Consider the following 13,778-nt stretch of genomic DNA (forward strand, 5'->3'; position numbering starts at 1 on the left):
GCAGCGCGCGCGAGGCGTCGCGGTCGCGTCCCAACGAAGGGGGGCCAAGTGACTGCTCACTTCAGCTTCAGGCCGATCACGCGCACCAGGCCGTCCGGCATCTGCTTGTAGCCCTCGAGCTTCTTGGTGTGCGCGATCAGGATGCGTCGGTGGTAGAGGTAGAGAATCGGCTCGTCCTCGATCTCGAGCTTGGTCAGCTTCTCGTAAAGCGCCTTGCGCTGGGCCATGTCGGTCACCAGCCGTGCGTCGCTGAGCGCCTTGTCGGCCTCGGCGTTGGCCCAGACGCTGTAGTTCTGCGGCGCGTTGCTGTGCAGGAACACGTAGCTGTTGCCGTCGGGATCGATCCGGCCGCTCCATGACAACATGAACGCCTGATAGTCGCCGGCCTCGGCCTGCTTCAACGAGGTCGCAAACTCCGTCACTCGGATCTTCATGTCGAAGCCGGCCTCGGCGGCCATCGACTGTACGACCTGGGCGGCCGCCTCGGTCTCGGCGCCCTTCGGTACCATGAAGTCGACCGCGACAGGCGTCGTCACGCCGGCCTCTTTCAGCAGCGCCTTTGCCTTCTCGACATCGCGGGCACGCACCGGGAAGGCCTTCTGATAATAGGGATGCGAGGGATTGACCCACTGGTTGCCCGGCATGAATTCGCCGTTGAAGACCACCTGGTTGAGCGCCTCGCGGTCGATCGCGAGATCGAGCGCCTGGCGCACCTTCGCGGACTGGCTGAGTGGGCCCTTGGCCTTGTCCTTGCCGATGTTGAGCGTGATGCCCTGATAGCCGAGCTCGATCGCGGTCGACAGCGCAAGCTTGGAATCGGCGCGCACGTCCTTGATGTCGGTGGCGAGCACGCGCTCGATCAGGTCGAGGGCTCCGGACTTCAGGTTCGCCAGCCGCACCGTGGCGTCGACGATCGGCTGGTAGACGATCCTGTCGATGAAGACGTTGTCCTTGTTCCAGTAGTCGGCGAACTTCTCGAACACGATGCGGTCCTGCTGGACGCGCTCGACGAACTTGTAGGGACCGGCGCAGACCGGATGCAGGCCGAACTTGTCGCCGGCCTCCTTGGCCGCCTTCGGCGACACCATCATGCCGGCGCGGTCGGTGAGCTGGGCGATCAGCGGCGAGAACGGCGCTTTCAACACCAGCTTGATCGTCAAGGGATCGACGACGTCGACATGATCGAGCGAGGCCAGCTCCGGCTTGCGGAACGAGCCGGGGAGGGTGAGATGGCGGTCGAGCGAGAACTTGGCGGCCTCAGCGTCGAACGGCTCGCCGTCATGAAACTTGACGCCGGGCCGGAGCTTGATGGTGACCTCCTTGCCGTCGGCCGAGGTCTGCTGCGACAGCGCGAGCTGCGGCACGATGTTGAGCTTGTCGTCGATGTCGAACAGCTTGTCGCAGGTCGCGGCGAAGACGATGCGGCCGACATAGGTGCGGGCCATGGTCGGATCGAGAACGTCGGGGTCCTCGGCAAGGCCGATGCGCAAGGTCGTCTGCGCCTGCGCGACCGGCCCCCAAGAAGCCACGACAACGGCCGCGACCGCGGCCAAGCACCAGTTCCTCATCATCCGATGTCCCTCACGCGAATGCAGCCTGCGTTGTTGCCCTATCAATACCAACCCCGATCACGCGCCGTCCTTCCGGCTCGGTCATGTCTGGTTCGCGAGCGCGGCGGCGATGCCGGCATCAATCGTGGCGCGATCCGTAATCCCTGCCGGATTGTCGCGCGTCGGCATGAACTGCCGGAACACGGCCCAATGCTTGCGGCTAACGCCCTCCAGTCGTTCGAGCTCTGCCAGCGGATCGGGGTGATCATCGACACGCAGATCGAGCTCGGACCATTCCTCCTTGCCGTGGACCAGAAGAGCGGCCGACTGTTTGCCGCGCTTGTCACCGCCGGCGGCCTCGCCGGCCTTCATGGCTGCGATCAGACGCTCCGCGAAGGGCAGGGCGTGGCTGGCGATAAACGCGTTCGCGGTTTCGTTCAGCACCTGCGGGCCGGCCAGCATGTTGCCGGCAATCGAAAAGCCACGGCCTTCGAGATGGCCGCACCAGTCGATGCAGTCGCGGCCGGTGTGGGCGGCAATCTGGCCGTTGTGATCGAGGATGTGGAGCTGGCGGCTCTCGCGGCCGGGATCGGCAGATGTCAGCAGTTGCACGATCTCGCGCGGATGCCGGCCGTCGCGCAGCAGCGTGACGCCGTCGATGCCGTAATAGGGATTGACCAGCGCCTGTGTGGCGATGCCGCCGTGGCCGGCGACGATGAAGGGCACGCGCGCGCCGACGGCGAAGAAGCGGGTGGCGACGGCGATGCCGATCCGGCCGGTGAGATCGTCCTTGGCAATGATCGACCAGGTCATCGTCGCGTTGCTCTCTTATCGTCCGGCGGCGTAACCCTGCATGCCCCGTGGATTGGCCGCGGCGCGGCGGCGGCGGCCCACGCGGGAGGCCGCGGTAAGGCGGCCCTCCGACCAGTCGGGGCCGACTTCGACCACATGGCCGCGGCGGCGCAGCTCCTCGACGGTCGCCTTGGGCACGCGGCCCTCGACCACGAGCACGCCGGGGCGCGCGGTGCGCGGCCAGAACGAGATCGGGAAATGCTCGGAGTGCCACGCCGGCGCGTCGATCGACTCTTGCAGGTTCATGCCGGCATGGACGTGGCGCAGGAAGAACTGCGTGTTCCACTGGTCCTGCTGGTCGCCGCCGGGCGAACCCCAGGCCACATAAGGCTCGCCGTCGCGCAGCGCCATGGTCGGCGATAGCGTCGTGCGCGGCCGCTTGCCCGGCACCAGCGCGGCCGGATGATCCTCCTCGAGCCAGAACATCTGCGCGCGCGTCCCCAGGCAGAAGCCGAGCTCGGGGATGACCGGCGATGATTGCAGCCAGCCGCCGGAGGGCGTCGCCGAGATCATGTTGCCTCGGGAATCGATGATGTCGAAATGCACGGTGTCGCCGCGCACCTCGCCGAAGCGGCCGACGGTCGGCTCGCCCGAGCCCATTGCGCCGACGGCCTCGCGGCGGCCTTGGGCCTCGCGCAGCTTCACCTTGGCGCCGTAGCCGTCGAGCGTGCCGGGACGCAGCTCGAGCGAGGCCTTTTCGGTGATCAGCTTGCGGCGCTCGTCGTTGTAGGCATCCGACAGCAGCGTCTCGATCGGGATGTCGGCGAAAGCAGGATCGCCGTAGAAGGCCTCGCGATCGGCGAAGGCGAGCTTCGCGGCTTCGATCTGCCAATGAATGAAATCGGGGCCGGTCGGATCGAGGCCGTCGAGCACAAAGCCCTTGAGCAGCGCGAGCTGCTGGAGCAGCACCGGGCCTTGGCTCCAGACGCCGGCCTTGCACACGGTGTAGCGGCCGTACTGATAGGTCAGCGGTGCCTCGATGGTCGGCTGCCAGCGCGCCATGTCGTCGGCTGTCAGCACGCCCTTGTGGCGCGAACCCGAGACGTCCATCACTTCCTGCGTCCGGCAGAAACGGTCGATGGCCTCGGCGACGAAGCCCTGCGACCAGGCCTTGCGCGCGCGCTCGATCTGCGCGTCGCGATCAGCACCCGCGCTTTCGCCTTCACTGAGGATGCGTGCGTAGGTTTCCGCGAGCTGTGGATTGGTGAACAGCGTGCCCGGCCTCGGCACCTCGCCATTGGGCAGATAGAGCGCGGCCGAGGTCGGCCAATGCGTCTTGAACAGCTGCTCCACGGTCTGGATCGTCGCCGAGATACGCTCGACAAGCGGATAGCCGTCGCGCGCGTAGGAAATCGCCGGCTCCAGCACGTCGCGCAGCCGCATCGTGCCGTAGTCGCGCAGCAGCAGCATCCAGGACTCGAACGTGCCGGGCACGCAGGCCGCGAGCAGGCCGGTGCCGGGCACCATGTCGAGGCCTTCGTTCTTGTAGTGCGCGATGGTGGCGCCTGATGGCGCCGGGCCCTGGCCGCAGATCACCTCGGTGCGCCCGCGCCTGACGTCGTGCAGGATGATCGGCACGTCGCCGCCAGGACCGTTCAAATGCGGCTCCACCACCTGCAGGGTGAAGGCCGCCGCGACGCCGGCGTCGAAGGCGTTGCCGCCGCGCTCCAGCATCGCCATGCCCACCGCGGTGGCGAGCCAGTGCGTGGAGGTGACGACGCCGAAGGTACCGTCGATCTCGGGGCGGGTCGTGAAGGGATCGGGGTTGATGAAGCTCATGTGACTTTCATTCTGATGATCGGTCCGTCCGCACCACGACTCGTTGCCTCATGCAGGAACGGCCGCGCTCGCCGGCTGGTTCACCGCATGGCAGGCCACGCCGCCGATGAGTTCGGGCGACTGCTGCCGACAGAGATCGAATGCAAGGGGACAGCGTGGGTTGAAGGTGCAGCCCGAGGGCGGATTGATCGGGTTCGGGATCTCGCCTTTGACCGGAATGCGCTGGCGGCCGGACATCGACAGGTCCGGCACTGCGCCGAGCAGCATCTTGGTGTAGGGCATGCGCGGGTCGCTGAACAGCGTGCGGCCATCGGCGATCTCGACGATGCGGCCGAGATACATCACGCCGATGCGGCTCGCCATGTGGCGGACGACTGCGAGATTGTGGCTGATGAACAGATAGGTCAGGCCGAACTTGTCCTGCAAATCGCGCATCAGATTGAGGATCTGCGCCTGCACGGAGACGTCGAGCGCCGAGGTCGGCTCGTCGCAGACGATGAACTCGGCCTCGGAGGCGAGCGCGCGCGCGATGGCGATGCGCTGACGCTGCCCGCCAGAGAATTCGTGCGGGAATTTCTGGCCGTCGTCGGGATGCAGGCCGACCAGCGTCAGCAACTCGCCGACGCGGTCCTTGATCTGGCGCTCACCCTCGATGATGTCAAAGGCGCGGATCGGCTCGGCGATGATGCTATCGACGCGGAAGCGCGGATTGAGGCTCGCGTAAGGATCCTGGAACACCATCTGGATGCGGCGGCGCAGCTTGCGCCGCACCTGGGCCTGGCGCGCTTCGCTCATCGACACGCCGTCGATGATGACCTCGCCCGACGTCGGCGCCAGCAGCCCGACCACCATGCGCGCGACCGTGGTCTTGCCAGAACCGGATTCGCCGACCAGCGCGAAGGTCTCGCCCTTCCTGATGCCGAAGCTGACGCCGTCGACCGCCTTCAGGAACTCCTGCGGCTGACGCTCGATCACGCGGTTGAGCCAGGGTTTCGAGACGTCGAAGACCCGGCGCAGGTTCTTGACCTCGACGAAATCGGTCATGCCGCGGTCTCCGTCGCGCGATCGTACAGATGACAGGCGACGGCCTGCGTGCCCTGGCGTAGCGGCTCCGGCCGGTCGACGCGGCAGCGGTCGAAGGCGAAGCTGCAGCGCGGATTGAACGAGCAGCCGGGCGGGATCGCGGACAGTCGTGGCATCGAGCCTGGGATCTGCACCAGCCGCTTCTCCTCGCCCGCGAGCGTCGGGATCGCGCCCATCAGCCCCTTGGCGTAGGGGTGCAGCGGGTTGTTGATCACCTCCTGCACCGGGCCGATCTCGGCGACGCGGCCGGCATACATCACGGCGACGCGGTCGCAGGTCTCGGCGATCACGCCCATGTCGTGGGTCACCAGCATCACGGCGGTGCCGTGGTCGCGGCCGAGCCGCTTGATCAGCGAGATGATCTGCGCCTGCACGGAGACGTCCAGCGCGGTGGTCGGCTCGTCTGCGATGATCAGTTCCGGCTCGGCGCACAGCGCCAACGCGATCACGACGCGCTGGCGCATGCCGCCGGAGAATTCGTGCGGATAGCCGTCGATGCGCTTCTCGGGCGCCGATATGCCGACCTCGGCGAGCAGGTCGATGGCTCGCTTGCGCGCCTGCTGCTCGGTGAGGTTGGTGTGGGTCCTGATGGTCTCGATGATCTGGTCGCCGACGCGATACAGCGGATTGAGCGAGGTCAGCGGATCCTGGAAGATCATGCCGATGCGCTTGCCGCGCACCTTGCGCATCTCCTCCGGCGGCAGGTTGTCGATCCGCAGGCCGGAGAGCTGGATCTCGCCGCCGGAGATGCGGCCCGGAGGATCGATCAGGCCGATCACGGCGAGGCCGGTGACGGACTTGCCGGCACCGGATTCGCCGACGACGCCGAGCACCTCGCCCTTGGCGATGTCGTAGGAGACGCCGTCGATCGCGCGCAGGGTGCCGCGCCGGGTCGCGAACTCGACCTGCAGGTTGCGCACGGACAGAACGGGGGCGGTCATGAGCTCAAGCCTCGGAAGGACGCATTCACGCGGGTCATCGCAGTTTCGGGTTCAGGGCGTCGCGCAGCCAGTCGCCGAGCAGGTTGATGGCGAGGATCAGTCCGGCCAAAGCGATGCCGGGGAAGGCAACGATCCACCATTCGCCGGCGAACAGATAGTTGTTGCCGATCCGGATCAGGGTCCCGAGCGACGGCATCGTTTCGGGCATGCCGGAGCCGAGGAACGACAAGGTCGCCTCGGTGATGATCGCCAGCGCAAGGTTGATGGTGGCGATCACCAGCACGGGACCGGTGGTGTTGGGCAGCACGTGGCGCAGCATGATGACCGGCGCGGGCAGGCCGATCAGCTGTGCTGCGGCGACGTAATCCTTGTTCTTCTCGACGAGGACCGAGCTGCGCACCGTGCGTGCATATTGCACCCAGAAGGAGAGGCCGATCGCCAGCACGAGCACGACCAGCATGCTGAGCCAGTCCAGCCGGTTGCCGGACACCGACTTGGCGATGCCGTTGACCAGCAGCGCAATCAGGATCGGCGGAAAGGTGAGCTGGACGTCGGCGATGCGCATGATCACTGTGTCGACCCGGCCGCCGAAATAGCCGGCGATCAGGCCGAGGCCGATGCCGAGCGCGCCGGAAAAGGCAACGCCGAGAATGCCGACCAGGAGCGAGATGCGCAGGCCATAGAGGATGGCCGAGAGCACGTCGCGGCCCTGCTCGTCGGTGCCGAGCAAGAACGGGCTCTGTCCGTCGGCGGTCCACAGCGGCGAAATCCGCGAGTTCAACAGCTGCAATTGGGCCGGGTCGAACGGGTTTTGCGGCGACAGCAGCGGCGCGAAGATCGCCAGCAGGAAGAACAGCAGCGTGATCACGGCCGCGGCGACCGTCAGCTTGGAGCGGCGGAACGAGTAGAACAGGTCGCTCGCAAGCGCACGCTTCAGCCATCCGTCGGCGGCGCGCGGCGTCTCGACGGGCGTGGGGTGGGGAAGGGCGGCGTCGCTCATGATCAGGCCGGACGGCTGATGGTCGCGCGCAGGCGCGGATCGACCACGGTGTAGAGGATATCAACCACGAGATTGATGGTGACGAAGATCAGCGACACCATCATCAGGTAGGCCGCCATGATCGGGATGTCGACATTCTGCACCGCCTGCACGAACAACAGGCCCATGCCCGGCCATTGGAACACCTGCTCGGTGATGATCGAGAACGCGATCACCGAGCCGAACTGCAGGCCGACCACGGTGATCACCGGCACCAGCGTGTTGCGCAGCGCATGGCCGAAATGAATCGCGCGCGTGGTCAGCCCACGGGCGCGGGCGAAGCGGATGTAGTCGGTGCGCAGCACCTCGAGCATCTCGGCGCGAACCAGTCGCATGATCAAGGTCATCTGGAACAGGCCGAGCGTGATCGAGGGCATGATGAGCGCCTTCCAGCCGGAGACGGTGAACAGGCCCGATGTCCACCAGCCGAACCTGACGGTGTCGCCGCGGCCGAACGACGGCAGCCAGCCCAGCGTGACCGAGAACAGGTAGATCAGGAGGATGCCGATCAGGAAGGTCGGCAGGGAGATGCCGATCAGCGACAGCATCTGGAACAGCTTGGCGAGCAGGGAGTCGCGGTGCAGCGCCGAGAACACGCCCATCAGGATGCCGCAGAACAGCGCCAGGATCGTCGCGCAGACCGCGAGCTCCAGGGTGGCGGGCATGCGCTCCTTGAGCAGATCGGAGACCGGCTGCCGGAACTGATAGGAGACGCCGAACTTGAACTGCGCCGCGTCGAACAGATAGCGACCGAACTGCACGATGAAGGGATCGTCGAGCCCGAGCGACTGGCGGATGCTGGCCCGTTCCGCGGCCGACGCGTCGATCGGCACGATCTGGCTCACCGGGTCTCCGGCGAAGCGGAACATGGCGAACGCGATGATTCCGACGGCGATCATGACGCCGATGGCCTGAATTGCTCGGCGAAGCGCGAAGGCGAGCATCTGATCCTTTCAGGTCCTTCGAGATGCGGCGGCGCGTAGCACCTGCCGCAGGAAATGAAAAGTCCCGAAAAGCAGTTCTGCTTTCCGGGACTTGTCGTTGCGTCTGGACTACTCGGTCTTGGTGGCGAGGAACAGCAGCACGGCGTTGTCGGCGCGCAGCGGAATCTTCACCTTCTTCGAGACGCCCCAGGCCACCGCCTGCTGATGCAGCGGGATGTAGCCGTAATCCTTGATGCCGATCTCGAAGGCCTGCTTGATCAGTTGATTGCGCTTGGCGGTATCGGTCTCGACCAGGACCTTGTCGGTCAGGGCGTCGAACTCCTTGTTGCAGTAATTGCCGAGATTGGCCTCGCCCCGGGTCGGGTCCTTGGCATCGTCACGGCAGCCCATGATGTCGTGCATCACGTTGTGCGCGTCCATCGAGGAGGGCGTCCAACCGAGCAGGAAGAACGAGGTGTTGTAGCCGCCGGGCTTCAGCACCTTGGCGAAGTACTGCGCCTTGGGCTGGGCGTTCAGGTTCACCTTGACCCCGATGCGGGCGAGCATGCCGACCACGGCCTGGCAGATCGCGGCGTCGTTGACGTAGCGGTCGTTCGGGCAATCCATGCCGACCTCGAAGCCGTCGGGATAGCCGGCCTCGGTCAGCAGCTTCTTGGCGGCGTCCGGATCATATTTCGGCCGGGTGAAGTCCTTCGACAGCGCATAGAGCTGCGGAGCGATCATCAGCGCCGACGGGGTCGACAGGCCGCGCATGACGCGGGTCTTGATCAGCTCGACGTCGATCGCCTTGTAGAAGGCCTCGCGGACGCGGATATCCTTGAACGGGTTCTTGCCCTTGACGTTGGAGTACAAGAGCTCGTCGCGCGTCTCGTCCATGCCAAGGAAGATCGTGCGCAGCTCCGGTCCCTTCAGGACCTGGGCGTTCGGGCTGGAATCGACGCGGCCGATATCCTGCACCGGGACCGGCTCGATGACGTCGACCTCGCCGGACAGCAGCGCGGCGACGCGCGTGGCGTCGGAGGCGATGGTGGTGAACACGATCTCCTTCAGATTGTGCTCGGGCTTGCCCCACCAGTTCGGGTTGACCTTGAACACGGTCTTCACACTGGGCTGATGGCTCTCGATGATGAAGGGGCCGGTGCCGTTCTCATGCAGCGCGGCGTAGCTCGGCGTGGTTGCCGACACCGGCGTCGGCGCGACCGAGTTGTTGTCCTCGCACCACTTCTTGCTCATGATGTACCACGTATCCCATTGCGAGATCAGGATGGGATTGGGGGCATCGAGCTTCACGTCGACGGTGTAGTCGTCGACCTTGATGAATTTTGCGTCCGGCGGAACGTTGGAGAGGAAGTTGGAACCGGTGGCGCGGACGCGATCGGCGGAGAAGATCACGTCGTCGGCCGTGAAGGGTTCGCCATTGTGGAACTTGACGCCCTTGCGCAGATGGAAGCGCCAGCGGGTCGGCTCGGGCGTTTCCCAGCTCTCGGCCAGCGCGGGGATGATCTTCAGATCCTTGTCGCGCGCGGTCAGCCCCTCGTAGACGTGAGCATGGTGCGCAATCGTGGTCGATTCCTTGAAGGTGTAGGGATCGAGCGATTTCAGGGTGCCCTGGTTGGCATAGCGCAGGGTCTGGGCCGAAGCTGGCATGACGGCGAGGCCGAATGCGACCGCTGCCGCGATGAGCAGGGATTTGCGTCCCGACATATGTCCAAATTCTCCGCGTTTGACGCTTGGTTTTTCGGCAGGCGCGATTGTGTCCGGCCTGTTTTGCTTCGAAGTTCGTGTTGTCTGCAGCGCCTCTTGCACGAACTTCAAGAAGCAACAAGACGCCGGGCGATATGCTTGCAAGTCTGATGCCGCGCCGGAATGAACTGATCCCGTTGGCTCTGGCCTGGCGGTGCGTCGTGCGACCCGCGGCAGATCGATCCGAATATGTTGCCAGAGTTCAGCGGCGGCACACAAGTGCAGTTTGTTTAAGCCTAAACGATATGGTTATCCCCCCGCCGCCGCTGTGCGGCGCACGCGAGCGGCGGCTTCCGGGATGGGGCTGAGGGCTCGCCGGATTGACCATGTCCCGGGAATTGCGCACCTGCAGCAACGCGCCGCTTGCTAGAGGGGGGCCGGCGCGGTGATACTGGACACCCCCTGCCGCGAGTCCGGGATGGTCTTCCTGGTGAAGGGAGCCCGGCCCGGGGCTCGCGTCGGGATGGTTCGAACAGCGGAGCGGACATGAAAGTCAATATCGAGATCGATTGCACACCGCTCGAAGCGCGGCAGTTTTTCGGACTTCCCGATGTCGGTCCGATGCAGGCTGCGGTCATGGACCGGCTGCAGAACCAGATGACGAGCAACATCGACAAGCTCACGCCCGAAGCCATCATGCAGAGCTGGTTCACGTTCGATCCCCGCTTGGCCGAACGGTTTCAGGACCTGATGCTGACCATGACAGGCCTCGGCGGCAGCCGCTCGAACGACAAGAAGTCGGCCTGACGCGGCCGACGGCCGCACGGATTACGCTTGCGCGGAACTCCGAAGGGACGTGGCGTGACGTCACGGCATGGGGCAGGCTCCATGCCGGAGCCGAAGACCGGTCGAAAAAGACCGGCTGAACACTTCAGGGGAGGACGCATGACCGATCCGTCTTGGATGCCGGCGCTGCAGTTCGCGACGACCAACGGCATCCGCATGGGCTATTACGAGGCGGGCCCCGTCAGCGACCGGCCGCCGATGATCCTCTGCCACGGCTGGCCGGAGCTGGCCTTCTCCTGGCGGCATCAGATCAAGGCGCTGGCCGAGGCCGGCATCCGCGTCATCGCACCCGATCAGCGCGGCTATGGCGCGACCGACCGGCCGGAGCCGGTCGAGGCCTATGACCTCGAGCATCTCACCGCCGACCTCGTCGGCCTGCTCGATCATCTGAAGATCGACAAGGCGATCTTCGTCGGTCACGATTGGGGCGGCTTCGTCGTCTGGCAGATGCCGCTGCGATACCCCGACCGAGTCGCGGGCGTGGTCGGCATCAACACGCCGCATCTGCCGCGCGCGCCCGCCGATCCCATCGCCATCATGCGCAAGCGGTTCGGCGACATGATGTACATCGTGCAGTTCCAGGATCCCGCACGCGAGCCGGACCGCATCTTCGGCAGCCGTGTCGGGGAGACCTTCGATGCCTTCATGCGCAAGCCGCTGCCGCGCAGCGATACGCCGCCGACGGAGCCGCCGGACGGCGGGATCGCAGCCTCGCCATCGCTCAACCTGGCGTTCCCGCAGATGATCGCAGCCTATGACGCCGCCAAGGACACGCGGCAGCCGATCCTGTCGGAGGCGGAGAAGCAGGTGTTCGTCGACACCTTCACGCGCACCGGCTTCACCGGCGGCATCAATTGGTATCGCAACATGACGCGCAACTGGCAGCGCGCCGAAGGGCTCGATCAAACGGTGCGCGTGCCGTCGCTGATGATCATGGCGGAGAACGACGCCGTGCTGCCGCCCTCGGCCGCCGACGGCATGGAGAAGCTGGTGCCGGACCTGGAGAAACATCTCGTCCGCGACAGCGGCCATTGGACGCAGCAGGAGCAGCCCGCGGAGGTCAGCGCGAAGCTGATCGAATGGCGCCGGCGACGGTTCGGTTGAAGAACGGCCGAGGCAGATTGCACGTCCGAGTGAGAGGCTGCGGCCGAGCCAAACAACAACAGATGTCGTCAAGCCTGCCGACGCAGCGCGTCGGCTCTCCTAAGCCGCCTGCGCATTAGCGCCGTGCGCGTGCTCGGCGATTGCGTCGATGATCTGCGGCCACATCGGCCGCGGAGTAGCGTGACCCATGCCGTCGATCATCAGGAGCTTGGCATTCGGAATCGACTCCGCCGTGTCCTTGCCGGCGGTGGGATGGACCAGCGGGTCGACCTTGCCGTGGATCACGAGTGTCGGCGCCGTCACCAGATGCAGCCGCGGCTTGCGGCTGCCGGAGGCCAGGATCGCGCGCAACTGACGTCCGACGCCGGCGGGATTGATGCCGCGCGCGAAGCAGCGTTCGGCGAGTGCCACGTCATTTACCTCGTCCTCGGGAAATGAGCCGACGCGCAGCGCCTTCCAGGTCTTCTGGAAGCGCTTGATGTAGTCGTCCTTGGTCTTCGGCGGCGGCGCCATCAGCAGCATCGCGACCTCGCGCGTCGGCGGCGGGATGCGCGGATTGCCGGTCGTCGACATGATCGACGTCAGCGAGCGCACGCGATGCGGAAAGGAGATCGCGATCTCCTGCGCGATCATGCCGCCCATCGACGCGCCGACCAGATGCGCCGACTTGATGTCGAGCGCGTCCATCAGGCCGACCGTGTCCTTGGCCATGTCGAGCAGCTTGTAGGGCGCGGAGACGGGAATGTTGAAGAAGCGCAGCTTGATCAGCTCGAACGGGGTCAGCCGGCGGCCGCCATGCAGCTTGCTCGATTGGCCGATGTCGCGGTTGTCGAAGCGGATCACGCGGAAGCCGCGGCTTGCGAGCTGTTCGCAGAACTCGTCGTACCAGATGATCATCTGGCCGCCGAGGCCCATGATCAGCACGAGGGGAGGGGCCGCCGGGTCGCCGAAGATCTCGTAGCAGATGTCGATACCGTTGGCGCGCACAGTCTGCGGCGGCTGATGAGCAGTTGCAGTCACTTGATCCCTCGTTCAAGGCCTTGGAACCCTCTATGGCATGGTTCTGTTGGTCGAGAGAAGCAAGCTACAAGTTCTCCCGCACCGCAGCGAAGGCGTGCTATGATAAGTTGTGTTTGAGTCTTGTATTGGTCTGAAGGAGCGTGCCGATGGCGAACAAAGCTGGCGACCCGATCGCATTCTGGCAGCAGATGGTCGGAGAGATGCAGAAGAGCTTCAGCGCCTTCACGCGGCTGCGCCCGATGGGTGTGACGCCCCGTCCATCCTCCGACGGTCCCGCAACTGGTTCAGGAAACGGACAGAAGCCCATGGTTGATCTGATGGAAAACTATTTCGCCGGCATGAACGTGCCGAGCCGTGGTCAGCTCACCGCCTTGAATGAGCGGCTCGCCTCCATCGAGGGCGAGCTGGCGGAGACACGGGTGTTGTTGAAGGAGCTGCTGGCTTCCGCGCAGGTGCCCGCGACGACGCCCGCCGATCTCGCTCCGCAATTGAACGAGATCAGGAGCGTGCTGGATTCGCTTCTCTCCGCGTCCAAGGCGCCGGCGCCAGTCGTGGCGCCGCCGCGCGACGTCACGCCGGACTTGAAGGGGATCAAGGACTTGCTCAACGAGCTTCTTGCCGCGACCAAGGCTCCGCAACCGGCGGCAAAATCCGCCGTCGACGTCACGCCCCAGTTGAGCGAGATCAAAGCATTGCTCGACCGGACGCTGAACGCTGCCAAAGCACCCGATCCGTCACCGACAGTCGCGATCGAGGCAGAGTTGCGCGAGATCCGGGCCATGCTCGACACGTTGATGAAGCCGTCTCAGCCCGTCGACGCCGCGCCCAAGGCTGATGAGGCGGCTCCAAAGCCGGCCGAGCCGGCCCGGTCGGGGAAGAACCGCAACAAAAAGCACGGCGGCGCCCCTGCCGAGCACTGAGGTTCACCCGAACGTTC

General features: G+C 65.4%; 12 protein-coding genes. 3 read left to right on the top strand and 9 right to left on the bottom strand.

The window, feature by feature from the left end; genetic code table 11:
- Nucleotides 1-56: 56 nt before the first annotated feature.
- The 8 genes from QW863_RS16215 to QW863_RS16250 form a co-directional block, all read right to left on the bottom strand.
- On the bottom strand, nucleotides 57-1,568 hold the full coding sequence (locus QW863_RS16215) for an ABC transporter substrate-binding protein (RefSeq protein ID WP_315715826.1): 1,512 nt from the start codon (nucleotides 1,566-1,568) through the stop codon (nucleotides 57-59).
- Between the two features lie 84 nt (nucleotides 1,569-1,652).
- A complete protein-coding gene (locus tag QW863_RS16220; protein ID WP_315715756.1) occupies nucleotides 1,653-2,363 on the bottom strand; it encodes a DUF1028 domain-containing protein in 711 nt (236 codons plus the stop codon).
- Nucleotides 2,364-2,378: 15 nt separating this feature from the next.
- A complete protein-coding gene (locus tag QW863_RS16225) occupies nucleotides 2,379-4,181 on the bottom strand; it encodes a gamma-glutamyltransferase family protein (protein WP_315715757.1) in 1,803 nt (600 codons plus the stop codon).
- Between the two features lie 48 nt (nucleotides 4,182-4,229).
- Entirely contained in the window at nucleotides 4,230-5,225 is a 996-nt protein-coding gene (locus QW863_RS16230; RefSeq protein ID WP_315715758.1) for an oligopeptide/dipeptide ABC transporter ATP-binding protein, read from the bottom strand.
- Nucleotides 5,222-6,205, bottom strand: a complete 984-nt coding sequence (locus QW863_RS16235; protein ID WP_315715759.1) for an ABC transporter ATP-binding protein — start codon at nucleotides 6,203-6,205, stop codon at nucleotides 5,222-5,224. The genes QW863_RS16230 and QW863_RS16235 overlap by 4 nt, the downstream gene beginning before the upstream one ends.
- 34 nt (nucleotides 6,206-6,239) lie before the next feature.
- Nucleotides 6,240-7,205, bottom strand: coding sequence for an ABC transporter permease (locus QW863_RS16240; RefSeq protein ID WP_315715760.1), 966 nt, complete (start codon nucleotides 7,203-7,205; stop codon nucleotides 6,240-6,242).
- 2 nt (nucleotides 7,206-7,207) lie between these two features.
- Entirely contained in the window at nucleotides 7,208-8,188 is a 981-nt protein-coding gene (locus tag QW863_RS16245) for an ABC transporter permease (protein WP_315715761.1), read from the bottom strand.
- Between the two features lie 108 nt (nucleotides 8,189-8,296).
- Nucleotides 8,297-9,892 (bottom strand): ABC transporter substrate-binding protein, encoded by a 1,596-nt coding sequence (locus QW863_RS16250; RefSeq protein WP_315715762.1) that lies wholly within the window; start codon nucleotides 9,890-9,892, stop codon nucleotides 8,297-8,299.
- Between the two features lie 525 nt (nucleotides 9,893-10,417).
- Here QW863_RS16250 and QW863_RS16255 point away from each other — a divergent pair.
- Both QW863_RS16255 and QW863_RS16260 read left to right on the top strand, forming a co-directional pair.
- Nucleotides 10,418-10,678: a DUF6489 family protein gene (locus tag QW863_RS16255; protein WP_315715763.1), complete on the top strand. Its 261-nt coding sequence runs from the start codon at nucleotides 10,418-10,420 to the stop codon at nucleotides 10,676-10,678.
- Nucleotides 10,679-10,816: 138 nt separating this feature from the next.
- Complete coding sequence (locus QW863_RS16260) at nucleotides 10,817-11,821, top strand: alpha/beta hydrolase (RefSeq protein ID WP_315715764.1); 1,005 nt, start codon at nucleotides 10,817-10,819, stop codon at nucleotides 11,819-11,821.
- Between the two features lie 99 nt (nucleotides 11,822-11,920).
- Here the strand turns inward: QW863_RS16260 and QW863_RS16265 are convergent, their stop codons facing one another.
- A complete protein-coding gene (locus QW863_RS16265; RefSeq protein WP_315715765.1) occupies nucleotides 11,921-12,841 on the bottom strand; it encodes an alpha/beta hydrolase in 921 nt (306 codons plus the stop codon).
- A 146-nt stretch (nucleotides 12,842-12,987) separates the two neighbouring features.
- Here QW863_RS16265 and QW863_RS16270 point away from each other — a divergent pair, with 146 nt between their 5' ends.
- Nucleotides 12,988-13,761: a hypothetical protein gene (locus QW863_RS16270; protein ID WP_315715827.1), complete on the top strand. Its 774-nt coding sequence runs from the start codon at nucleotides 12,988-12,990 to the stop codon at nucleotides 13,759-13,761.
- Nucleotides 13,762-13,778: the final 17 nt, after the last annotated feature.

Source organism: Bradyrhizobium sp. SZCCHNR1017 (assembly GCF_032381375.1).
In the GTDB taxonomy this organism is placed as follows: Bacteria; Pseudomonadota; Alphaproteobacteria; order Rhizobiales; family Xanthobacteraceae; genus Bradyrhizobium.